This window comes from uncultured Ruthenibacterium sp. (genome assembly GCF_963558415.1).
GTDB lineage: Bacteria > Bacillota > Clostridia > Oscillospirales > Ruminococcaceae > Ruthenibacterium.
The window spans coordinates 1-21,600 of sequence record NZ_CAUWGY010000036.1 but is presented as its reverse complement, the minus strand read 5'-3'; the positions used below and the strand labels follow the sequence as shown (position 1 = coordinate 21,600).

At 48.4% G+C, this 21,600-nt stretch carries 20 protein-coding genes; 18 read left to right on the top strand and 2 right to left on the bottom strand.

What is annotated here, in order from left to right; all coding sequences use genetic code 11:
* The 17 genes from AB5H98_RS07770 to AB5H98_RS07690 all read left to right on the top strand — a co-directional run.
* On the top strand, positions 1-254 hold a 254-nt coding region (locus AB5H98_RS07770), incomplete at its 5' end, for a M55 family metallopeptidase (RefSeq protein WP_367925345.1).
* Between the two features lie 136 nt (positions 255-390).
* Positions 391-1,752, top strand: coding sequence for a helix-turn-helix domain-containing protein (locus AB5H98_RS07765; protein WP_367925344.1), 1,362 nt, complete (start codon positions 391-393; stop codon positions 1,750-1,752).
* Positions 1,749-3,341, top strand: a complete 1,593-nt coding sequence (locus tag AB5H98_RS07760) for a helix-turn-helix domain-containing protein (RefSeq protein WP_367925343.1) — start codon at positions 1,749-1,751, stop codon at positions 3,339-3,341. Before AB5H98_RS07765 ends, AB5H98_RS07760 begins: the two co-directional genes overlap by 4 nt.
* A gap of 94 nt (positions 3,342-3,435) precedes the next feature.
* Complete coding sequence (locus AB5H98_RS07755) at positions 3,436-3,930, top strand: DUF308 domain-containing protein (RefSeq protein ID WP_367925342.1); 495 nt, start codon at positions 3,436-3,438, stop codon at positions 3,928-3,930.
* Between the two features lie 155 nt (positions 3,931-4,085).
* On the top strand, positions 4,086-5,219 hold the full coding sequence (locus AB5H98_RS07750) for a murein hydrolase activator EnvC (protein WP_367925341.1): 1,134 nt from the start codon (positions 4,086-4,088) through the stop codon (positions 5,217-5,219).
* 172 nt (positions 5,220-5,391) lie between these two features.
* Positions 5,392-5,757 (top strand): TnpV protein, encoded by a 366-nt coding sequence (locus tag AB5H98_RS07745; protein WP_367925340.1) that lies wholly within the window; start codon positions 5,392-5,394, stop codon positions 5,755-5,757.
* Complete coding sequence (locus AB5H98_RS07740) at positions 5,754-6,020, top strand: DUF6809 family protein (RefSeq protein WP_367925339.1); 267 nt, start codon at positions 5,754-5,756, stop codon at positions 6,018-6,020. The genes AB5H98_RS07745 and AB5H98_RS07740 overlap by 4 nt, the downstream gene beginning before the upstream one ends.
* Before the next feature lie 158 nt (positions 6,021-6,178).
* Positions 6,179-6,388, top strand: a complete 210-nt coding sequence (locus AB5H98_RS07735) for a hypothetical protein (RefSeq protein WP_118284764.1) — start codon at positions 6,179-6,181, stop codon at positions 6,386-6,388.
* Entirely contained in the window at positions 6,381-7,952 is a 1,572-nt protein-coding gene (locus AB5H98_RS07730) for a type I restriction-modification system subunit M (RefSeq protein WP_367925338.1), read from the top strand. The genes AB5H98_RS07735 and AB5H98_RS07730 overlap by 8 nt, the downstream gene beginning before the upstream one ends.
* 3 nt (positions 7,953-7,955) lie before the next feature.
* A complete protein-coding gene (locus tag AB5H98_RS07725) occupies positions 7,956-8,843 on the top strand; it encodes a hypothetical protein (RefSeq protein ID WP_367925337.1) in 888 nt (295 codons plus the stop codon).
* Positions 8,827-10,032 carry a restriction endonuclease subunit S gene (locus AB5H98_RS07720; RefSeq protein ID WP_367925336.1) on the top strand — a complete coding sequence of 402 codons (1,206 nt, stop codon included), beginning with the start codon at positions 8,827-8,829 and terminating at the stop codon, positions 10,030-10,032. The genes AB5H98_RS07725 and AB5H98_RS07720 overlap by 17 nt, the downstream gene beginning before the upstream one ends.
* Before the next feature lie 2 nt (positions 10,033-10,034).
* Positions 10,035-10,697 carry a hypothetical protein gene (locus AB5H98_RS07715; protein ID WP_367925335.1) on the top strand — a complete coding sequence of 221 codons (663 nt, stop codon included), beginning with the start codon at positions 10,035-10,037 and terminating at the stop codon, positions 10,695-10,697.
* Positions 10,698-10,718: 21 nt separating this feature from the next.
* Positions 10,719-13,826 (top strand): type I restriction endonuclease subunit R, encoded by a 3,108-nt coding sequence (locus tag AB5H98_RS07710; RefSeq protein WP_367925334.1) that lies wholly within the window; start codon positions 10,719-10,721, stop codon positions 13,824-13,826.
* Positions 13,827-14,863: 1,037 nt separating this feature from the next.
* Positions 14,864-15,262: a plasmid mobilization relaxosome protein MobC gene (gene mobC / locus AB5H98_RS07705; protein WP_367925333.1), complete on the top strand. Its 399-nt coding sequence runs from the start codon at positions 14,864-14,866 to the stop codon at positions 15,260-15,262.
* On the top strand, positions 15,234-16,814 hold the full coding sequence (locus AB5H98_RS07700; RefSeq protein ID WP_367925346.1) for a relaxase/mobilization nuclease domain-containing protein: 1,581 nt from the start codon (positions 15,234-15,236) through the stop codon (positions 16,812-16,814). The genes mobC and AB5H98_RS07700 overlap by 29 nt, the downstream gene beginning before the upstream one ends.
* 58 nt (positions 16,815-16,872) lie before the next feature.
* The gene (locus tag AB5H98_RS07695; RefSeq protein WP_367925332.1) at positions 16,873-17,079 is read left to right on the top strand and encodes a hypothetical protein; all 207 of its coding nucleotides are present in this window, start codon (positions 16,873-16,875) and stop codon (positions 17,077-17,079) included.
* Entirely contained in the window at positions 17,076-18,815 is a 1,740-nt protein-coding gene (locus tag AB5H98_RS07690; RefSeq protein ID WP_367925331.1) for a recombinase family protein, read from the top strand. The genes AB5H98_RS07695 and AB5H98_RS07690 overlap by 4 nt, the downstream gene beginning before the upstream one ends.
* Before the next feature lie 73 nt (positions 18,816-18,888).
* Here the strand turns inward: AB5H98_RS07690 and AB5H98_RS07685 are convergent, their stop codons facing one another.
* A complete protein-coding gene (locus AB5H98_RS07685) occupies positions 18,889-20,181 on the bottom strand; it encodes an MATE family efflux transporter (protein ID WP_367925330.1) in 1,293 nt (430 codons plus the stop codon).
* A gap of 145 nt (positions 20,182-20,326) precedes the next feature.
* Here AB5H98_RS07685 and AB5H98_RS07680 point away from each other — a divergent pair, with 145 nt between their 5' ends.
* Positions 20,327-20,944: a hypothetical protein gene (locus AB5H98_RS07680; protein WP_367925329.1), complete on the top strand. Its 618-nt coding sequence runs from the start codon at positions 20,327-20,329 to the stop codon at positions 20,942-20,944.
* A gap of 34 nt (positions 20,945-20,978) precedes the next feature.
* Here AB5H98_RS07680 and AB5H98_RS07675 read toward each other — a convergent pair.
* Positions 20,979-21,600 (bottom strand): tRNA (adenosine(37)-N6)-threonylcarbamoyltransferase complex transferase subunit TsaD (locus tag AB5H98_RS07675; RefSeq protein ID WP_367925328.1); only part of this gene is annotated, 622 nt, incomplete at its 5' end.

Here is a 21,600-nt window from a genome sequence, read left to right as displayed (position 1 = left end):
TGACGTGTCTGCATCCGGATTTGGTGGTGCAGCGCATCGAAGAGGGAGTGTGCCAGCAGCTTGACAGCGGTATGTATCGGCAATGCCAGGTCCCACTGCCGGAACGGTTCGATGTGCGGGTTTTCTATCGGCGCCCGGAACAGGCTTATCGCGCTGGATTTTATCCCGGAGCACAGCGGCTCGACGAGCGAACGGTGCAATTTTCGGATGGGGACTATTACAATGTGATGACGTTTTTCCTGTTTGCATTGTAGTTTTGATAAACCAATAAAGTGCATATCATCGATAAAAATAGAAGCGCTCCACGTTCCGTGGAGTGCTTCTGCGGTTCGTTGGTTGCACGGTTTGACGTTTTTCTCCTATACTGAGACGGGAAAGGAGATATACGCAATGACACAGGCGGAAAAAATCGGTGCGTATATAGCGCACCTACGAAATGAAAAAGGAATGACCCAGCAGAATCTGGCGGACCGGTTAGGCGTCACGAATAAAGCCGTGTCCAAATGGGAGACTGGCGCGGGCCTGCCGGATGCGGCGGTCGTTGTACCTTTGGCGCAGGCGCTGGAAACGACTGCGGACCAAATTCTCCGGGGCGGTTCGGATGCGCAGCAGCCCAAAACGCTTGTACAGCCGGCCTTTGCCGCCAAACGGGCGGCGGATTTTTTGAGGGCGGCTCATGGAGCACCGGGAAGACAGCCGGGAAAGATGTTGGCGTTCATAATATCTGCGTTTTTGTGGATCGCGGCGCTTGCGTTGCTGGCGGTCCCGCAGGCCCCGTTATGGAGTTCGTTGTTGTTTGTCATCGTATGGGGCGTTGTGGTGGACACAAAGATTTTGGGGCTTGGCAAGGCGATTGTTTTGGCAAGACTTCGGCCGCCGATGCGTATGGGCTGGACTCAGCAAGGTTTTTTGATCGAGCGGGACGGCGTGACCGCCTGTTACAAAGATGACTGCCTGCGGCAGGTGGATGTGTCTGACCGCAGCTTAGTGTTGGATTTTAGGACCATACGGATTCCCATTGATCGTGCGGATGCCGACGGACAGGATCTTCTCGCCTATGTGACCGAGCGCGTGCCCGATGTGACCGTATCGCGCAGTCGGGCCGGATGGAAGGCGGCGGCATTATTTATCTGCGGACTTGTGGTGTTTGCAACGGCCTTTTCGTTGCGTGTGCAGGGAACATGGGTGAGTGTTTCGCCAACGGGAAATGTACTTGTGATGCGGGTGGATAAAAAGTCCGGCGAGGCGGTCTGGTATCGTCGGGCCGGCCTGCAAAGCGAGACGTTTGCATACCCTTTTGAGCCAGGCGTTTCGCCCAAGATTCAATGGTTGACCGGAGATGCGTGCGCGGTGAGTTACGTGTCGCGGTCAGACGGTATGGTCCATCAGTCCGTGGTCACTTATGGGGACAGGGGCAATGGCATCTCTTATTATTCTGTGGTGAGCGCCCTGTGTGCCCGGTGGGATGACGGAGCCGGAACGCGGCTTTGGATGGAGGACACCGCGCTGATTTTGGAATACAATGGCCGGCTCTATCGCTATGAGTCCGAAGACTGTGTTCCCTTCGGGACGCTGGCGGTCGTTCTGTGCAGCGAGGGTGTGCCGCAGTTTACCGTAGTTCTGGGCGAGGACTTTGCCTTTTTAAACGGAGATTCTGGCAGTGTGGGCGGCGGCGGAAGCATTGTGGTGGCGCTGGTGTCTATGGAGTGGACCGAACCATCTACTCTGGTGTATCAGGGGGAGGTGGCATGATGGTGGATGCGAAAAAAACAGGCGCTCTGATTGCCGAATTGCGTCATGAGCGGGAGCTGACCCAGGCACAACTGGGCCAGCGCCTGGGAGTGGCCGATCGCACTGTCTCCCGCTGGGAGACGGGCGGCGGGTTGCCCGACGTGTCCATGTTGGCAGATTTGGCTACGGAGTTGGGCGTGACCGTGGATGAGCTGCTGACAGGAGAGCGCGCACCCAGGCCGGACGGCGAATTGCAGGGAACCATGACCGGCTTGCGTACAGGACCGGCCCTGGCCGCTTTGGCGCGGTCCGGCACTTCGCTCGTGCTCCGGTGTTTGCAGGCGCTTGGCGCCGTGGTCTGTGTATGGTTTGCTCCTTGGGCGCTGCGCTTTGTTCCGGACAAAGCCGGCTGGGCCGTTGCAGCACTGTTGCTGGCCGCTGCGGCCTTTTTGGGCGTGGATGCTGTTTTTTGTGTGTGTCGCGCGGCGGCGCTGCGCAGAGCCTGCCGAGATGACCGGGATCCGGTCCGCATTCAAGTGGATGAAACAGGATGCCGCTGGAATCGAGACGGTGTAGAGTATCGTTTTCCCCATAGGGCGCTGCGCCGCATCGACCGGTGGAAACAGGGATTTGTACTGGTGTGGAAAGGCGGTCTCGCATTTGTAGGCACAGAGGATGAGCCTTGGGTGGCGCTGGCAAGTGCAAAATCAGGAGCCGCATATCGCAATTGCCGTTTGTCAGCGGGCCCCGCGCTTGTGGCAGTCTTGCTGGTAAGTGCATTTTTGGGCACAAAGACAGCCGATTGGCAATACACACGGCATTTGTATCAATCCTGGGAGAACACTTCTTCTGTGCAGATGGTGCCGGGGGCACAGGCCCCCGCGGCGGCACCGGATTTTAGCGGCACTGAGCAGCGGCAGTACACCGTGACCGAAGAAGGCGTTTGGTTTTCGGTCGATGGGGCAGTCACAATGATTTCGCCGCAGACTTCCGGTGCGCTGGTGCGTGATCCGACGGACCTGGTCGTGGGCCTGGCCGGAGATGCCGCGCTGGGGGCACTGTGTCCCGAAGGAGGCGGCAGCTATTTCGTCACGGTTTCTACGGACGACGGCGCTCATTGGAACCGTACCCATTTGGGTCAGTTGTGCCGGTCCGCTGTGTGGGGAACGCTCTTTTTCCCCACGGAATCTTTTGGCTATGCGGCGCTTGGAACCGATTTTTCGATGGGCACCGGGAAGGAAAGCCGGGCCTGGTTCACTTTGGACGGCGGAGTGAGTTGGCAGGAGTATCCGAATGTTCCGCAGGGCGAAGCACAGAATCTTTTGTGTGGTTTCTGTGCACTGGAGGATCAAAGCGCGGTGCTGAGCCTGACCACTTCCAACGAGGAAAACTGGCCGCTGGTGTATTGTACGCAGGATGCGGGCGCAACCTGGACGCAGGTGCAGTTGCCTTTTGAGGATGCCGGCATAGACTATCTGCATGCGGTGTGCAGTTTGACAAAGGACGGCTCTGACTATGTGCTGACGTTGACCCAGCAGCCTTATGCGGACCAAACGGCGACGTTTCGGGCACAGCAATTGTCCGGTCCCTGGACGGCGCAAGCTTCGTGAGACCGCATGAGGAACGTTTTGTTTGCTTATACTAGTAGAAGGAAGGAGCGATTGTATGTTGGGATTTTTCTGGACTAGGAGCGCGTGTTTGTGGATGGCGGTTCTGTATATGGCCTTGGGGTTGATTTTGCTGTTGTTCCCGGAGATGACGGGGACGCTGTTTTGCTGGGCGCTGGCCGCGGCTTGTGTGGCGCTTGCGGTAAGCCGATTTGCGCGCTGGCGGCAGGCTTCACGCCGGGGCTACAACGCTTCGGGAGAATTGGTGGTAGGAGTGCTGTTTACAGCTTTGGCGCTGTTCTGTGTGCTGGGTTCCCGCATTTTGCTGTCCTTTGTTCCGCTGGTGTCTGGCGTGCTTCTCTTGTTGGACGGGGCGGGCAAATTGCCCTTGGCTCTGGATGCCAAACGGGAAAACTCTCCGTCTTTCGCGCCGTTGTTGGTGTCAGCGGTAGTGCCTTTGGTGCTGGGAATCGTCATGGTGGTCAATCCCTTTGGAGTGACGAAACTGGTCATTCGATTTTTTGGCCTCAGCTTGCTTTTGGACGGTGTGTGCGATTTGGGAACCGCCCTTTATACTCGTTCCCGAGAATAAATGTGTAAAAAAAGAGGCCTCGGCCTCTTTTTTTGTTTCGGAAACAAAGCGGATACATATGTAAAAAATAGCTTGTACGGTTTACGGTGCACCGGCAGTATGGTATCATGAAGTCATATCGCCGTCCATGGTACGGCAGCACAAGGAGGACCGGTGTGAAGAGATGGAAAAGACGGCTGGAGGCATTGGCTTTGATTTTGGTGCTTTTGTCTCCGGGTTTGCGTGCGGCCGCAGAAACACCCGCCGAAGAATTGGAGCGTCTGCGTAAAGAACAGCAGCAGATTGAAGAAAACATTGAAAACGCGGCAGATGACATTGAGCAGGCCGGTCAGCAAAAAGAACTGTACACTCAGAAAAAGAACAACATTGGGGCGCAGATCGAGGCCATGAAGCTGCAAATCGATGCCCAGCAGGCACAAATTGATGAGACGCAGGCGCAGATTGCCCAGACCGTCACACAATTGGACGCCAGTCGGCAGCTCTTTGAGGACAGAATGGTCAGTATTTATGAGATGAGTCGGCAAAGTAATCTCAGTGTTTTGCTGGGATTGGATAGTTTTTCCGAGATGCTGCGTTTTTCGGAAAATTTGCAGAGCATTGCTCAAAATGACAACGAGATTATTGAAACGCTGCAAGCGCAAGAGCAGATGTTGGAACAGCAGGCCGCCCAGGAGCAGCAACAGATGAACCAGTTGAATGCCTCTCAGGAAGAGCTCAAGCGTCTGGAGGCCGAATATGCACAAGCTTTGCAGCAGGCGGATGCACAGATGAGCCAGGCGCAGGCAGAAAAGGAGTCTTACGAGAAGGCCAGCGCCGAAAAGGAAAAGGAGATTGAAGAGGCGGAACGCCGTTACGCTGAGTGGGCCGCACAGGACGACAACCCCGGTGTGGATTTTACAGGCGGCACCTTCGTGTGGCCTCTTCCGGGCTATACTACCAACTCTCCCATGGGTTGGCGCACCGACCCCTTTACTGGAAAGCAGAGTTTTCATCGGGGCACGGATATCGCGGCGCCCAAGGGAACACGCATCTATGCCGCGGCGGGCGGTGTTGTGTCCACGCATGCAGATGCAAGCTACGGTACCTGTGTAAAAATTAGTCACGGCGGTGGATTGGTGACCATTTACGCCCATATGTCCGCTCGGGCGGATGGCATTGGCGACGGTGTCACCGTGGAACAGGGCCAGCTTATTGGTTATGTGGGCAGCACCGGTCGCTCTTCGGGCAATCACCTGCATTTCGAAGCAAATCTCAATGGCACGCCCGTGAGCGTGTTTGATTACTTATAAAAAAGAGCACCCAAAGGGTAGTTTCCAATAAGACAGTATGAGAACATTACTGGCATAGGGTAGCTGCCGTACAGGAGTGCGACAAGAAAAATTGGCGATACTTGGTTTTCACAACCAGGTATCGCCTTTTTCTATCTTTAAACAGAATGTTTGAATCTTATTGGAGGTACATATGATGCAGGAATTGAACTATATCCGTTGCGGTGATTACTACATTCCCGATATTCGCTTACCGGATGAAAACAGACCTATTGGTCGGTGGGGACGTATGCACAGAGACTATATCAAGGAGCATAACCCCATCCGATTCAATGATCTATGTCTTAGCGGTGAGCTGTGGACGTATCTGGCTGATTTGAACGAGCAGGCACAAAGCCGCCTTGAACTTATCATCGAGCAGATGAAAGCATCTGAGGGCGTGACAGAGGACATGAAGCAACACGATCAGATGGCATGGGTAGGAGCTATGAACAGCATCCGCAACCGAGCCGAGGAAATTGTTCTGCGTGAGATGATCTATGAGGAGGATGCGGTATGAGAATCCTCGAAGAATTTTGGTACGGCAACATCGAGCCAACCGAGTATGACACATCCTCTTGCAAGGAATACAAAAAGCTACTGGAACTGATTTGCAGGAATGAAGAAAAGCTCAAAGCCACCATGACTGACGAACAGAAAGAACTGTTTGAGAAATACACCGATTGTGTGCGAGAGCATCAAACCAATACAGACTGCTTAATCTTTCAGAATGGTTTTAAGTTGGGGGCGAGAATGATGTTAGAGGTCATGGAAGAATCATAATTTCATAGGTATGCTTAAGTGACGAGGCCGCTCTATGTTGCTTTTATATTCAACATAGAGCGGTTTTTCTGCATTTTCTCTTGGTTCCATTGACTTTTTTGCTAAAATATGATATCATTATATCCAGATATAATGATATCATTTGGAGGTGGCAAGTGATGCAGAAAACAGATCTGAAATCGGATCGTGATAAGCAGGTACAAGTGCGTTTACCTGCGTCACTACACAAACAGTTGAAATTGGCGTTAATACAGGATGATAGCTCACTTGCTGATTTTTTCAATGAAGCGGCAGAAGCATATCTGAAAAATCCTGAAAAATACAGAAAAACAGTTGGAAACATAAACGGAGGAAAGAGCAATGGCTGATATTAGAAAAGATCAAGAAAGAGATGAACTTCATCGTGCTATATGGGCGATTGCTGACGGCCTGCGTGGAAGCGTAGACGGCTGGGATTTCAAATCCTATGTGTTAGGCATGATGTTCTACCGCTATATCTCCGAAAACCTGACCAACTATATTAACGAAGGCGAAATCGAAGCTGGCAATGAGGGCTTTGATTACGCCTTGCTGTCTGACGAAGATGCGGAGCAGGCTCGTGAAGATATGGTCAAGACAAAGGGCTTTTTCATTCTCCCCTCCGAGCTTTTCTGCAATCTTAGAAAAAAGGCTGCGGGCGATGAAAACCTGAATATGACGTTGGAGACGATCTTCAAAAATATTGAGGATTCTGCAAAGGGTAGCGAAAGCGAAGATAATTTTGCGGGTCTGTTCGATGACATTGATGTCAACAGCAACAAACTGGGTGCCACCGTTGCCAAGCGCAACGCCAATCTCGTGAAACTGATCGAAGGCGTTGCAGATATGAAGTTGGGCAACTACAAGGATAACTCCATTGACGCTTTTGGCGATGCTTATGAATATCTGATGAGTATGTACGCATCCAACGCAGGAAAGAGCGGTGGCGAATTCTTCACCCCGCAGGAGGTTTCTGAATTATTGACCAGGATTGCCGTTGTAGGGAAAAACGAGGTCAACAAGGTGTATGATCCTGCGTGCGGCTCCGGCTCATTACTGCTGAAGGCAGCAAAAATTCTCGGTAAAGATAAAGTTCGGCAGGGCTTTTATGGCCAGGAAATCAACCTTACCACCTATAACCTTTGCCGCATCAATATGTTTCTGCACGATATTGACTACGACAAGTTCGATATCGCCCACGAGGACACGCTGATGAATCCGCAGCATTGGGATGATGAGCCCTTTGAAGTTATCGTTTCCAATCCACCCTACTCCATCAAATGGGAGGGCGATGATAACCCCGTTTTGATTAACGATCCCCGTTTTTCTCCTGCCGGTGTACTTGCGCCTAAGTCTAAAGCTGACCTTGCATTTATTATGCACTCTTTGGCTTGGCTTGCTACTAACGGCACGGCTGCGATTGTTTGTTTCCCTGGTATCATGTACCGTGGTGGTGCTGAAAAGAAAATCCGTCAGTATCTGATCGATAATAACTTCATTGACTGCATCATTCAGTTGCCGAGCAACCTGTTCTTCGGAACCTCTATCGCTACCTGCATCATGGTCTTAAAGCGCAGCAAGGCAGATAACAGCACTCTGTTCATTGACGCATCGAATGAGTGTGTTAAGGTAACGAATAACAACAAACTAACTGATGGCCCTGACGGAAACATCGAACATATTGTAAATGCCTTTATCGCCCGTGCTGACAAAAAGCACTTTGCCCGTTGTGTTCCTTACGAAGAAATCGTGGAACAGGACTATAATCTTTCTGTCAGTTCCTATGTTGAGCAGGAAGATACCAGAGAAGAAATTGATATCGTAAAACTCAATGCAGAGATTGAAGAAATTGTTGCAAGGGAGCAGGTGCTGAGAAGCGAAATTGCAAAAATCATTGCAGAATTAGAGGGATAATTTATGAGACTCAGCAGTAGATTATCTGATAAAAACAAAAATACTGGAGAAATTGAGTCTTTCATTGATTTGGAAAGATATACGGTTTCTCCTGAGGAAGAAACTGAAGATGTTCAATTGATCTCTGCCGGTGATTTTATCGAAATCCAGATAGGAACAATCATGCAGCCGTTTTACTCTACGGTATGCAGGGATAGCGTCTCTTTTGTTTCTCCGCTAAAACTACACTGTTTGATTATCAATAAGTCAATGATCAGTATAGATTGCGAATTGCAGTGTATGGATTATGTGGAAGGCAATCCATCCTGCAAAAATTGCAATCACAGTGTACAGGCCTGGTTTTTGGTTGGCGCTGATGATATTTTTGCACCTTTCCCCAATGTCTATGTAATAAAGCAGAATTTCAAATTACCAGAAAACATTAAGCTTCCAGTCGAAACCGAGGATAAGTTTACTGAGTGGTTAGCCAAAGCAGAGATTGCACACAAGGAAAGACTTGGTGCTGGAGCCATTATCTATTTGCGTTCGATTTTGGAACGGATCACGATAGAAGTTGGAGACAGCGCAGGTGTGGAAATCCGCAAACGAAGTGGGAGTATGAAGCCGTTTGACCAAGTAATTGCGGCAGTGGACAAAGAATGTTCTATTGTCCCAGTAATATATTCAGACAATGGGTATGAGCTTTTCCGACGGCTGAGTAATATTGCCCATGGCAACTCTGATGAAGAAACAGCATTAAGAGAGTATGAGCCTTTACGTCGTCTGGTCGTAGGCATCATGGATAACGTCAAGAAAAAAGAAGAAGAAATCAAAAACAACGCCGAACTCAAAAAGGCGTTGGAGACGATAGGATTTAGTAACGGGGGTGAGCAGAATGAGCAAACTGAATGAAGTGATACATAAACTGCGCCCAGACGAGTTGGAATATATCAGCATAGGAAGCCTGATTACCCGCATTCGAGAAAAAGGGAACGATGACCCAGATGTTAGGCAAGTATATGTCGTTAGCAATACGCAAGGGATGGTAAAAGCTGAGGAATATCGAGAGAACACAATACATAGTGAAGATACATCAAACTATACCATTGTTCGGGAAAACATGATTGCCTACAATCCGGCAAGACTCAATATTGGCTCTATTGCGCGGCTAAAATATTCAGAGGCAGGTCTTGTGAGCCCAATGTATGTAGTATTTTCCATTAACTCTCAAAAAATAATGCATAAATATTTTGATCATATTATCAAATCTTCCTATGTGGCGAGTAAAATCAATTCCCTGAAAGAAGAAGGCGCACGATTTAGGTTTGAGTTTTCACGATGGGATCGAATAATAATTCCAGTTCCCCCACTGCCTGTGCAAGAGGAAATTGTCCGCATACTGGACAATTTCACGGAGCTTACAGCGGAACTTATTAAAGAGCTTACAGCGAGAAAAAAACAGTATGAGTATTATAGAGAAAAAATACTATCACGAGCGAACAATGCCGAGCAATGTGCATTGCAAGATATAGTCGATGATAGCTGCTCTATTTCATACGGTATTGTCCAAACAGGGGATGATGTAGAAAATGGAATACCCGTTGTTCGTCCTGTAGATTTGGCAAATAAAATTGTATCATTGAGAGGCTTGAAAAAGGTTGCGCCGTCAATCGCAGAGTCCTACAAAAGAACTATTTTGAAGGGCGGGGATTTGCTTTTGTGTGTTCGTGGAACGACAGGTGTGATATCTATTGCTTCGGATGAATTAAAGGGATGTAATGTATCCCGTGGAATAGTACCACTTACATTTAAAAGTACAGTGTGTCCCCAATACATCTATTATCAGTTCCTTAGCCAAGGTATTCAAAAAGAAATTGAATCAAAAACGAGAGGAGCTGCGTTAAAGCAAATCAACATGGAAGACTTAAGACAGATTCGTTTTCCTATCCCCACGCTTGAAGAACAGCAACAGATTGTTAGCATTCTTGATCGCTTCGATGTCCTCTGCAACGATACTACTTCCGGCTTGCCTGCAGAAATCGAAGCTCGGCAGAAACAATATGAGCATTATCGAGACAAACTACTGTCGTTTAAGGAGTAACTATGGAAAATTCAATATCAAAATTGGCTGTTTCTTGGCTTTCGGTAGTTTTCTCACCCATATCAGCAATTGCGGATACAATAGAGGAAGGACGTAATTTAACCGATAAATTACTTTTTGAAAAGTTGGAATTTGTCTTAAGAAACCAGGACAGCGACTTTGCCGAGTGGCTAAAACTGTCCGAAAAATTCGAAGAAGATAACAAAGCATATAACAAAATGATACGACAATTGGTGTATTACATCAATGCAATAAATGAAGTTGACATTTTATATGCATATTCCAATTTGCTGCGAGCGTATAAATTAGGTTTTGTAAGCAAAAGCGATTTTTTCAGAATGGGGTTCTGCTTAACAAAATTATTGGCCGAAGATGCTCTGTATCTGAAAGAGAACATCAAGAAAGATCGTATAGAAGAAAACATCTATTGCCTCTCGCTCAGTTCAAACAACCTTATGTACAATATGTCACGAGGTTTCGCTGAAGATGAGAAGGATGCCAACAAAGAGTATTATGCATTCACATTGATGGGAAAAATGATTGATAAGTATGCCTTGAGCTTTGGTGAAGAAGGTAAATATCAATATACCCAAAAAGATTTGCCGTTGGCAGAACAAAAACTATCCTATACATACCTAAAGAATGCGGAATGGATAGAGTTTTAGCCATAGAAAGGAGGGTGCTATGTGAGCACATATAACATAGTGCTTTCAACCAATGAAAGTACAGTTGTAACCGAATATGAGCCGCAGGAAAAACGCTCAGATGCATATCAGAGTGAAGCAGCTCTGGAAGCGGCCTTCATCAAAATGCTTGGTGAACAAGGCTACGAGTATGTGTCTATTCACAACGAGGAAGATCTTGTGCTTAACCTGCGCAAACAGCTTGAACGCCTTAACCAGTACAGCTTCACAGACAAAGAATGGGAAACCTTCTTCAAATCAAAGATTGCCAACGCAAACGAGGGTATCGTGGAAAAGACTCGCAAGATTCAGGAAGACTATGTACAGAACCTGACTTGCGAAGACGGCAGAACCCAAAACATCTATCTGATTGACAAAAAGAATATCCATAATAACCGTTTGCAGGTCATCAATCAGTATGAAGAAGGTTCCGGCAATCACGACACCCGGTATGACGTGACCATTCTTGTAAATGGGCTCCCGTTGGTTCATGTAGAACTGAAGCGTCGTGGCGTTGCGATCAAGGAAGCTTTCAACCAGATCAATCGCTATCAGCGAGACAGCTTTTGGGCTGGGTCTGGACTTTATGAGTATGTGCAGATTTTTGTCATCTCCAACGGCACCTTCACCAAGTATTATTCCAATACCACCAGAGCGAGCCATATCAAGGAGAACGACGGCACTGGCAAAAAGCACAGCAAGAAAACTTCCAATAGCTTTGAGTTCACTTCCTATTGGGCAGATGGTAACAACAGAGTTATTGCAGACCTTGTTGACTTCACAAAGACGTTCTTTGCTAAACATACCCTGCTGAACATTCTGACCAAGTATTGCGTGTTTACATCTGAGGAACTGCTGCTTGTCATGCGTCCTTATCAGATCGTTGCAACAGAACGCATCTTAAACAGAATCGAGACATCCTCCAACAGCAAGAAAACCGGAAAGATCGAAGCAGGCGGATATATTTGGCATACTACGGGTAGTGGCAAAACCCTCACCTCTTTCAAGACGGCACAGCTTGCTACAAACTTGCCTTACATTGATAAGGTGCTGTTTGTTGTTGACCGTAAGGACTTGGACTATCAGACCATCAAAGAGTATGACAGATTTGAAAAGGGCGCTGCTAACAGCAACAAGAGCACGGCGATTCTGCAGAAACAACTTGAGGACTCTACTTCTCGAATTATCGTAACTACGATTCAGAAGTTGGATGTCTTTATTCAGAAGAATCCCATGCACCCCATTAGGGATAAGCATATCGTTTTGGTGTTTGATGAATGCCACAGAAGCCAGTTCGGTGATATGCATACAAGAATTGTCGGCGGTCAGATCAAAAAGGGTGAAAAGGTTGTTAAAGTACACAGATACTTTAGAAACTATCACATCTTTGGCTTTACGGGCACTCCGATTTTCTCGGTCAATGCAGGTACTGGCGGAAATCCCAATCTGAAAACTACTGAGCAGGCGTTTGGCGATAAACTCCATACATACACCATCGTTGACGCCATCAATGACGGAAATGTTTTGCCGTTCCGCATTGACTATATCAATACGGTAAAGCAAAAGGACGGAAAGCAGGACAAGCAAGTTACTGCCATTGATACCGAGGAAGCACTCGCTTCTCAGGAACGTATATCCGAAGTTGTAAAGTACATTCTGGAACACTTTGACCAAAAGACTATGCGAAACTCCTATTACAGTCTGAAGGGTCAGCGTGTGAATGGCTTCAACTCCATGCTTGCTGTCAGCTCCATTCCTGTATGCAAAAAATACTATCTGGAACTAAAAAAGCAGATCGCAGAACAGCACCGTGATTTGACGATTGCCACTATCTTCTCGTTTGCTCCTAACGAAGCAGACAGCGCAGACGGCATCTTGGATGATGAAAGTTTTGATACCGATGGCCTTGACCAGAGTTCTCGTGATTTTCTGGACATGGCGATTGACGAGTACAACAAGACTTTCAAAACAAACTTTGACACATCCAGCAAGGGCTTCCAAGACTATTACAAAGACCTCTCTGACAAAGTGAAAAAGCGTGAAGTTGATTTGCTTATCGTGGTCAATATGTTCCTGACGGGCTTTGATGCAACGACACTCAATACTCTTTGGGTAGACAAGAATTTGAAAATGCATGGTCTGATTCAGGCATTTTCAAGAACCAACCGCATCCTTAACTCCGTTAAGACTTTTGGCAATATTGTTTGCTTCCGTGATCTTGAAAAAGAAACCAACGAAGCCATTGCCTTATTCGGTGACAAAGAAGCTAATGGCATTGTTCTTCTGAAATCTTACGAAGACTATTACTATGGTTGTGTTGATGACAAGGGACGTGAGCAGAAAGGCTATGAAGAACGTATCGCCGAGCTGTTGCAGAAATACCCGTTGGGACAGCCAATCATCGGCGAGCAGAACAAGAAGGATTTTATTGTTCTGTTTGGTAACATTCTGCGTCTGAGAAACATTCTGTCGGCTTTTGACCGCTTTGCAGGAAACGAAATTTTGTCTCCTATTGATTTCCAAGACTACACAGGTACCTACCATGATGTGTACGATGAAATCAAACCGAAGCCGGGAAGCAAAGATAGTATCATGGATGATGTTGTCTTTGAAATGGAACTTGTCAAACAGGTTGAAGTCAACATCGACTATATTCTGATGCTGGTTATGAAATACCATGACGGCAACTGCGAAGACAAAGAAATCCTTGTTGCGATTGATAAGGCGATTAAGTCCAGTTTGCAGCTCAGATCTAAAAAGGAATTGATCGAAAACTTTATTGCCACCATCAATACAAAAACCGATGTCAACGCAGACTGGCAACGCTTTGTAAAAGATCAGCGTGAAACAGATATCCAAGCTTTGATTGATGAAGAAAAACTGAAGCCCGAGGAGACCAGAAAGTTTGTAGAGAACGCTTTCCGTGATGGCGTCCTCAAAACAACGGGCACAGATGTTGATCGTCTGATGCCGCCAGTATCTCGTTTTGGTGGCGGTGGCTCCCGTGACAAAAAGAAGCAGACAGTTATTGAAAAACTGAAGGCATTCTTTGAAAAATATTTTGGGTTGGTCAACGCAGGGGAATCTTTTTCAGAAGGCAGTAACAAGTAAGTTTAATTCACAAGGGCATTAACTGTTATGGTTAGTGCCCTTCTTTTTTTGATGAGGCTCTGACTTCTACACAACCTGTGTCGAAGTTACTTATTCCACTTCGGTGCAAATTGCGGCGAAGTGATTTTCAACTTCTGCCCAAGTTGGGCAGAAGTTGGTTTTGGGACTTCCGACCAACTTGGTCGGAGGTTATTTTTTATACCCGACAAGTTGTCGGGAAGTTAGTTTTGAAAATTCTGCCCAGGTTGGACAGAATTATTTTTGCCCGTTGATATTTCTCTTGAAAACGTCCTAACAGGTAAAGAGAACTTTTTCTGTAACCGTTGATTTTCGTTTTCTGTAGTTCCGAATATAGCGAGGGGGTTTGCAATCTTGACGGTATAGCACATTATCTGTATAATAATGGCACAGCGGTACGCCGCTACATAACAACTGAATAGAAATGTTCGACCATATTGAGACATAATTAGTCGGTTTCATCCGACACGGTATCGGCACACCGGAAGTGCCGAACTGCTCCACTACGCCTTTGGTTCTGTTGGCGGGAGCTGTATGAAGCAGAACCCGACTTTGATCTTCAGAGCCGATTACATAGAACATCACTTTGAAGCGAGAGCTATGCTCCCGCCGATTTCTGATGCTCTGTGTAATCGGCTCTTTTTGTTTGTCCAAATTGAGCCACAACGATAATACATCCTCAAAATTGAATGACCGTCTGAATGAGATATGACTTTGCGATGACATGAGCGAGGCAACGCCGGGGTGAGACTCCCGGGCAGGAACGACATTCGGGTAAAACGGCAAAACACTAAGCACGGCAAAGTGCCAATTTTACACTTTGGCAAAAACGCAAAAAACGAAAAGGCTGGGTAGCGTAGAGCAAGATTCTACCATGGGTCCAAATTTCGCCAATTGCTCATTTTGCCCTTCATGGAATCTTGTTGGGGAGTGCCTTCCCCAAACCCTGCAACTGTTCTGCTTTCGCAGAAGCGACGGCATCCGCCGACCACCATTTTCACAAATGAAGGAGGAACCGAATGACCAAAACTTACAACACACCGAAACGTACACACATCGTAAAAACCCGTCTGGACGATGAAGAACACGCTGAGTTTATTCGTCGTATGAAGCTTTACGATATGAGCCAATCGGAGTTTATTCGTGAAGCGATCTCCGGTGCAACCATCAAACCGACCATTGTGGCAACACTTGTCAGCGACGATTTGCTCGCTGCTGTCGGTAAGCTTACTGCCGAGTACGGCAGGATCGGTAACAATCTCAATCAGATTGCCCGACACCTCAACGAATGGCGAAGCCCCTATCCTGCCATGGCAAAGGAACTGCAAGATGCCGCCACTGATCTCGCTACTCTGAAATTTGAAGTGATGAAAAAGGTAGGTGATGCTGTTGGCAACGTTCAAGCATATAAGCTCTAAAAATGCCGACTACTCTGCCGCCGAAGCCTACCTCACTTTTGAGCATGATGAGTTCACCATGAAGCCCACCCTGGATGAAAGCGGCAGGCTCATCCCAAGACAGGATTACCGCATTTCTACGCTGAACTGCGGTGACGAAGATTTTGCGATTGCCTGTCTGAGAGCCAACCTCCGCTATGGCAAAAATCAAAAACGGGAAGGTGTCAAAAGCAACCACTATATCATCAGCTTCGATCCCAAGGATGTTCCCGACCACGGATTGAATGTAGATCTGGCGCAGAGCCTTGGCGAGAAATTCTGCAAGGAACATTTCCCCGGTCATCAAGCAATCATCTGTACACACCCCGACGGGCACAACGGCAGCGGCAATGTTCATGTACACATCGTTATCAATTCTTTGAGAATTGAAGAAGTTCCGTTCATGCCGTATATGGACAGACCCTGCGATACCCAACCGGGCATGAAACACCGATGCACCAACGCAGCTATGGAATATTTTCGTGCCGAGGTCATGGAGATGTGCCACGATGCAGGTCTGTATCAGATTGATCTGCTGAACGGCAGTAAGACCCGTGTGACCGAGCGTGAGTATTGGGCAAAGAAGAAAGGACAGCTTGCGTTGGATGAAGAAAACGCTGTTCTTGCCGAACAGGGCTTGCCCGTCAAGCAGACCAAGTTTGAAACGGACAAAGACAAGCTCCGTGAAGAAATCCGAAAGGCACTCTCCGATGCAATCAGTTTCGAGGACTTTGCAGAAAAACTTCTTCGCCGTGGTATCACCGTCAAGGAGAGCCGAGGAAGATTGTCCTATCTCACACCAGACCGTACCAAAGCTATCACGGCACGAAAGCTGGGCGACGATTTTGATAAAACAGCCGTGTTCGCCGCCTTTGTCAGAAATGCAAAACAGGTCAGAGCGAAAAAACCTCTTGTTCATTCCGCACCGACCATGCAGGACTTCATCAAACAACAAAACTCTGTTAGCCGTATGGTGGACATGGAAGCGGCGAAAGCCAAGGGTAAAGGATATGAGCATTGGGCAAAGATACACAACCTCAAAAACGCAAGCCGAGCCTACGTTCTGTATCAAGAAATGGGCTTTGACTCTCCCGAAGCATTGGCTGCCGCTTGTGATGCCGCTCACGCCAAGGTGGATGATATTCGTACCAAGATGAAATCTGTAGAAGCATCAATCAAGGAGACGAAAGAGTTCCGTGATTATGTACTGAACTACCACAAGACCAGATATGTGATCGACGAACTGAAAGCCTGTAAGAATGAAAAAGCCCGTCAGAAATATCGTGACGAGCATGACAGAGACTTCATTATTCTAAACGCCTCCAAACGCTATTTCGACTCCAAGGGACTCAAGAAGCTGCCGAGTCATAAGGCATTGCAGGCGGACGTGGAACAGCTCATCAAAGAGAAAAATGAACTTTACAATCAGTACCAGACTGCCAGAGAAGAAGTACAGCGTCTTGATACCATCCGCCATAATCTGGAGCAACACCTTGAAAGAAAGATCGAACACAAACAAGAACAGGAGCGTTAATCATTCCCTTCGATTCGTTTCCGTTCCTATCCATTCCAAACCAAGAAAGGACAATTATATGAAAGAAAAGGAAAACAAGAATTACACCATCAACGAAAACGGCAGCATTGTTGTTCACAACTACTGTGCGGCTGAGCTGCCGCAGATCACCGTGACCATTCGCTCCGGGCAGACTACTTACAGATTTGGTGGCAGCTACGATGGCACACGAAGTCTTTCCGGTAAATTACTCGACCACATGGCAAAGGAGGTTGACGAAGAATGACAAAGGAGACAAGTTTGCAGATGTATGATATAATGGATACAAGCAATCCTGTATTGGCAGACTGCCCGCCGATTAAGGAGGAACAAGACATGAATAGGCAGTCTGACAAAATAACTGCGATCTACTGTAGACTCAGTCGTGATGACGAACTCACAGGAGAGAGCAACAGCATTGTCAATCAAAAGGCGATTCTCAAAAAATACGCACAAGAACAAGGTTTCCGCAACATCCACTTTTTCGTGGACGATGGTTACTCAGGTGCCAACTTCAATAGGCCCGATTGGAAACGAATGATTGAGTTGGTCGAGAACGATAAGGTCGGTGTCATCATCGCCAAGGATATGAGCCGTATAGGCAGAAACTATCTGGAAGTCGGTCTCTACACGGAAATGCTTTTTCCCGAACACGATATCCGTTTCATCGCCGTGAACAGCGGCGTGGACAGCGCCAATCAGCAGGACAACGATTTTACTCCGTTCTTGAATATCATCAATGAGTTCTATGTCAAGGACAGCAGTAAAAAGGTCAAAGCAGTTATGAAGCAGAAAGGCGAATCCGGTGAGTATCTGACCACCAACCCGCCCTACGGCTACATGAAAGACCCCAAAAATCCAAAGAGGCATTGGATTGTGGACGATGAAGCCGCATCCATTGTCCGTCAGATCTTCGCATGGTGTATGGAGGGCTTCGGCCCTTCTCAGATCGCCAAGAAGCTGAAGGAAGCAAAGGTGGATTGCCCCACCGTTCATTGGATGAAGATGGGACGAAATGCTCCTGCAAAGACACCCGATAATCCTTACGATTGGGCACCACGCACCATCACCGGCATACTGGAAAAGCAGGAATACCTTGGTCACATGGTCAATTTCAAGACCCGCAAGCAGTCGTATAGAAGCAAAAAGAAACTCGAAAATCCTCCCGATCAATGGAAGATTTTCGAGAACACCCATGAAGCCATTATTGACGAAGAAACCTTTGCCCGTGTGCAGGAACTTCGCAAGAATAAACGCAGACCCGCCAGAACAGGCAAGATCAATATGTTCTCCGGTCTCGTCCGCTGTGCCGATTGTGGTGAGAAATTGTACTACTGCACCAGCAACAGTTTTGAAACCAGACAAGATCACTTCGTATGCTCCACTTCCCGTAAAAAGGGCAAGGAGGTCTGTGACACTCACTTCATCCGAGCCGTAGTGCTGGAAGAAGGTACGCTCCAACACATGAGGTTGGTAATCCAATGTGTTGCCGATTATGAAGATGCGTTTCGCAGAGCATTGGGTGCAAAGCGAAGTGAGGAAGCAAAGAAAGAGCTTTCTGCCAAGAAACGAACTTTGCAGAAATCCGAAAACCGTCTGGCGGAACTGGACAGATTGTTCAAGCGTATTTATGAGGATATGGTCAACGGAAAACTGTCCGAAGCTCGTTTTCAGATGTTGTCTGATGATTATGAGCAGGAGCAGGCCGAGCTGAGAGCCAAGATTGAAATGCTTGAAAACGAAATACAGAATCAAGAAGATCAAGCGGAGAATGTTGATAGGTTTATCCGACAGGCGAAGAAATACCTGTATCTGGAGAAGCTGACACCTACTATTTTGAACGATATGGTTAACGCCGTATATGTTCATGCACCGGACAAGTCCAGCGGACACCGAGTGCAGGATGTGACTATCAGCTACAACTATATCGGCATACTCCCCGCCAATTTACTCTATGACGTTATGAACGGAAAAGCGGCATGATTACTCATGCCGCTTCCCGAAAACATTATTATACTGTTTTATTGGACCGCCCCCAAAGGGTGCTCTTTTTGGTTCAGTGCGCCACTTTGTTTCGCCACAGCATGGTTCCCAGTAAAACGACCAAGATCACCTGAGCCACAGGCGCGGCCAGCCATACGCCGTCCAGTTTTGCGAACAAAGGCAAAAGATAAAGACATAGAGGGCTGATTACCAAGGGGTCGCCAAAAATAAATAAAAGACTGCGCTTTGTCTGATGGGTGGCATAAAAATAAGAAGAGAACAAGCGCACTACACCCCACAAAGGCAGGGAAAGCGCCGCACAGATAATGGCAAAATCCGCGCCGGCAGCCGTTGTTTCAGACGCTCCAAACAGGGGAGGAATCCATTGGCGCAGCAAAATCGAGGCTGCGCACAGCACGGTGCTGAACAAAATGACCAGACGCAGTCCACGCAAAAGCAGCCGCCGCAGTCCGGCCTCGTCGCCCGCACCCCGGCAGTAGCTGCACAAAGGCTGCATTCCCTCGCCGATACCGGTAAGTAGAGGCTGCAAGCTGCCCAGCAGATAGCTGAGAATGGCATAGATGGCCACGGCGCTTTGCCCGCCCCAGCGCAGACATTGCCAGTTGTTGAACAGAATCAGAATGCTGGCGGACAGCGAAAGCCCAAAAGGAGAAAGTCCGGTGATTACCAGCCGGCGCATCAAAGAAAAACTGGGAATAAATTGAGCGGCTCGCATGGGATGCTCCTTTTGAGACACAAGGCACACCAGTTGGAACAGCGCGCTGAGAAGCTGGGCCAAAACAGTGGCCAGTGCAGCACCGCGCATTCCCCAGTTCAGCGGCATGATGAACAGCCAGTCCAGAAAAATGTTGCACAAAAGTCCCATCACCATCCCGGACATGGCCAGAAACGTGCGGCCTGCGCCACGCAAAAGAGGATTGACGCCGCTGTTCAGCACTTGGGCTGCGCAGCACAGAATAATCACTTGCACATATTCTTCAGCCGGTGCATACAGCTCCCCTTGTGCACCCAGCCATTGCAAAATCCACGGGTAGGTGAACCACAAAACCACTGTGAGAAAAATACTGGCAGCGCCCAAAAACAAAAGCGCATTTCCGCGGGCGCGCATCGCTTTTTCTTCGTTTTTTGCACCAAGGGCAGAGGCCAGCAGTACGCTGCCGCCGGAACCGAGCCCCAGTCCTGTGGCTTGGATTATGGCCGCAATGGGCCACAGAATGTTCACCGCAGCCAGACCCACGTCGCCCATGCGCTGGCCAATGAAAAAACCGTCTACAATGATAAAAAAGCCCGTCAGCATCTGCGACGCCATACTGGGCAGCACATAACGCCAGAATTTGTTTTGCACTGCATGTCCTCCGTTAAATTTGTTGAAATGAACCGCAATGGGCACTTTTCTCATCATACCATGCCGGATGGCAAAAAGTCCATGCTGCGGTTGAAAAACAAAAAACAAGCTGTTAGAATGAGTGCATCAGAGAGGAGGAAAAGCGATGGATACACTGTTGGAAATCCTTGTGGAGGGAATCGTGGAAGGTTCTATGGCCGGTGCAAAATCCCGTAAAGTGCCGCTTGTAGTGCGGGTGATCTTGGCAGTGTTTTTGTTTGCTTTCTTGGCAGGTGCAGGAACGCTTTTCCTCTGGTTTGCGTTGGCTTCGGATGGGACATGGCCCGTCCGCCTGATCGCTTTGGCCGCAGGGGTGCTGCTCTGGGTTCGGGTGATCCAGTTGGCCCGGGTGCTGCTTGCACAAAGACGAAAAAAGGGTGCTTTTTCGAAAAAGCGGATGCTCTTTGTTTTGGTTGCGGTCATTGTTTTATTGACGGCTTTCTGCGCGTTGCTTTGTATCAAGCTGCAAGTGCGCAATCCGGTCGTTGCAGCCGCAGGCCTGGCGGAGATTCTTTTCACCGACGCGCAGTATGTGGAAATTCAGGAAAATCCCAAGGTGGTTCTGGCCCAGCCGCACGCTTCGCTGGAAGATTATATGGACGGGTATGGCTACGACCAACACGAACAAATGGGTTCGCTTTGGGTGTTTTCCCGGCAGGATTCCCGCTTTATGGTACACTGCACGCAAAACAAATATTTTTCTCGATGGTCCTGGCAACAATAAAAAGCCTTCGCCCTGTTTTGGACGAAGGCTTTTTTTAACGGTAATCGATGTTTAAAGTGGGCAGGCCGTTCAGAGTAAGATCCGCTACGTTCCCATCCAGGTATTCGTAGTATCCCTGTGCCGCCACCATGGCGGCGTTGTCGCCGCACAGCTTTAGCTCCGGCAAGTACAACTGGGCCGAAAGGCGCTTTGCCCCCCGCTCCAGCTTTTGGCGCAAAGCAATGTTGGCCCCTACACCACCCGCAAGGCAAATCTTTTTTGCCCCCAGATCGCCCGCCGCCAAAAGCAGCTTTTCGGCCAGAATGTCCGTGATGCGGAACTGGAAGCTGGCGGCCATATCGGCCACGTTCACACGTTCTCCTTTCATCTGCGCTTTGTTCACAAGATTGAGCACAGCTGTTTTCAGACCGGAGAAGCTGACGTTGTACGGGCCCTCTACATGGGGCGTGGGCAGGGGATAAGCTTTGGAATCGCCCGTTTGGGCGGCCCGGCTCACCGCCGGGCCGCCGGGATAGCCCAGCCCCAGCGTGCGCGCCACCTTGTCGAAGGCTTCGCCGGCTGCGTCGTCCACCGTCCGGCCAAGGACCTCGAAATGGGTGTAGTCCTGCACCCGCACGATATGGCTGTGCCCGCCGCTGGCAACGAGGCATAAAAAC

Coding starts and splice junctions, on each gene's coding strand:
- AB5H98_RS07765 (WP_367925344.1), top strand. CDS start 391: ATGACACAGGCGGAAAAAATCGGTGCGTATATAGCGCACCTACGAAAT.
- AB5H98_RS07760 (WP_367925343.1), top strand. CDS start 1,749: ATGATGGTGGATGCGAAAAAAACAGGCGCTCTGATTGCCGAATTGCGT.
- AB5H98_RS07755 (WP_367925342.1), top strand. CDS start 3,436: ATGGCGGTTCTGTATATGGCCTTGGGGTTGATTTTGCTGTTGTTCCCG.
- AB5H98_RS07745 (WP_367925340.1), top strand. CDS start 5,392: ATGATGCAGGAATTGAACTATATCCGTTGCGGTGATTACTACATTCCC.
- AB5H98_RS07740 (WP_367925339.1), top strand. CDS start 5,754: ATGAGAATCCTCGAAGAATTTTGGTACGGCAACATCGAGCCAACCGAG.
- AB5H98_RS07735 (WP_118284764.1), top strand. CDS start 6,179: ATGCAGAAAACAGATCTGAAATCGGATCGTGATAAGCAGGTACAAGTG.
- AB5H98_RS07730 (WP_367925338.1), top strand. CDS start 6,381: ATGGCTGATATTAGAAAAGATCAAGAAAGAGATGAACTTCATCGTGCT.
- AB5H98_RS07725 (WP_367925337.1), top strand. CDS start 7,956: ATGAGACTCAGCAGTAGATTATCTGATAAAAACAAAAATACTGGAGAA.
- AB5H98_RS07720 (WP_367925336.1), top strand. CDS start 8,827: ATGAGCAAACTGAATGAAGTGATACATAAACTGCGCCCAGACGAGTTG.
- AB5H98_RS07715 (WP_367925335.1), top strand. CDS start 10,035: ATGGAAAATTCAATATCAAAATTGGCTGTTTCTTGGCTTTCGGTAGTT.
- mobC (WP_367925333.1), top strand. CDS start 14,864: ATGACCAAAACTTACAACACACCGAAACGTACACACATCGTAAAAACC.
- AB5H98_RS07695 (WP_367925332.1), top strand. CDS start 16,873: ATGAAAGAAAAGGAAAACAAGAATTACACCATCAACGAAAACGGCAGC.
- AB5H98_RS07690 (WP_367925331.1), top strand. CDS start 17,076: ATGACAAAGGAGACAAGTTTGCAGATGTATGATATAATGGATACAAGC.
- AB5H98_RS07680 (WP_367925329.1), top strand. CDS start 20,327: ATGGATACACTGTTGGAAATCCTTGTGGAGGGAATCGTGGAAGGTTCT.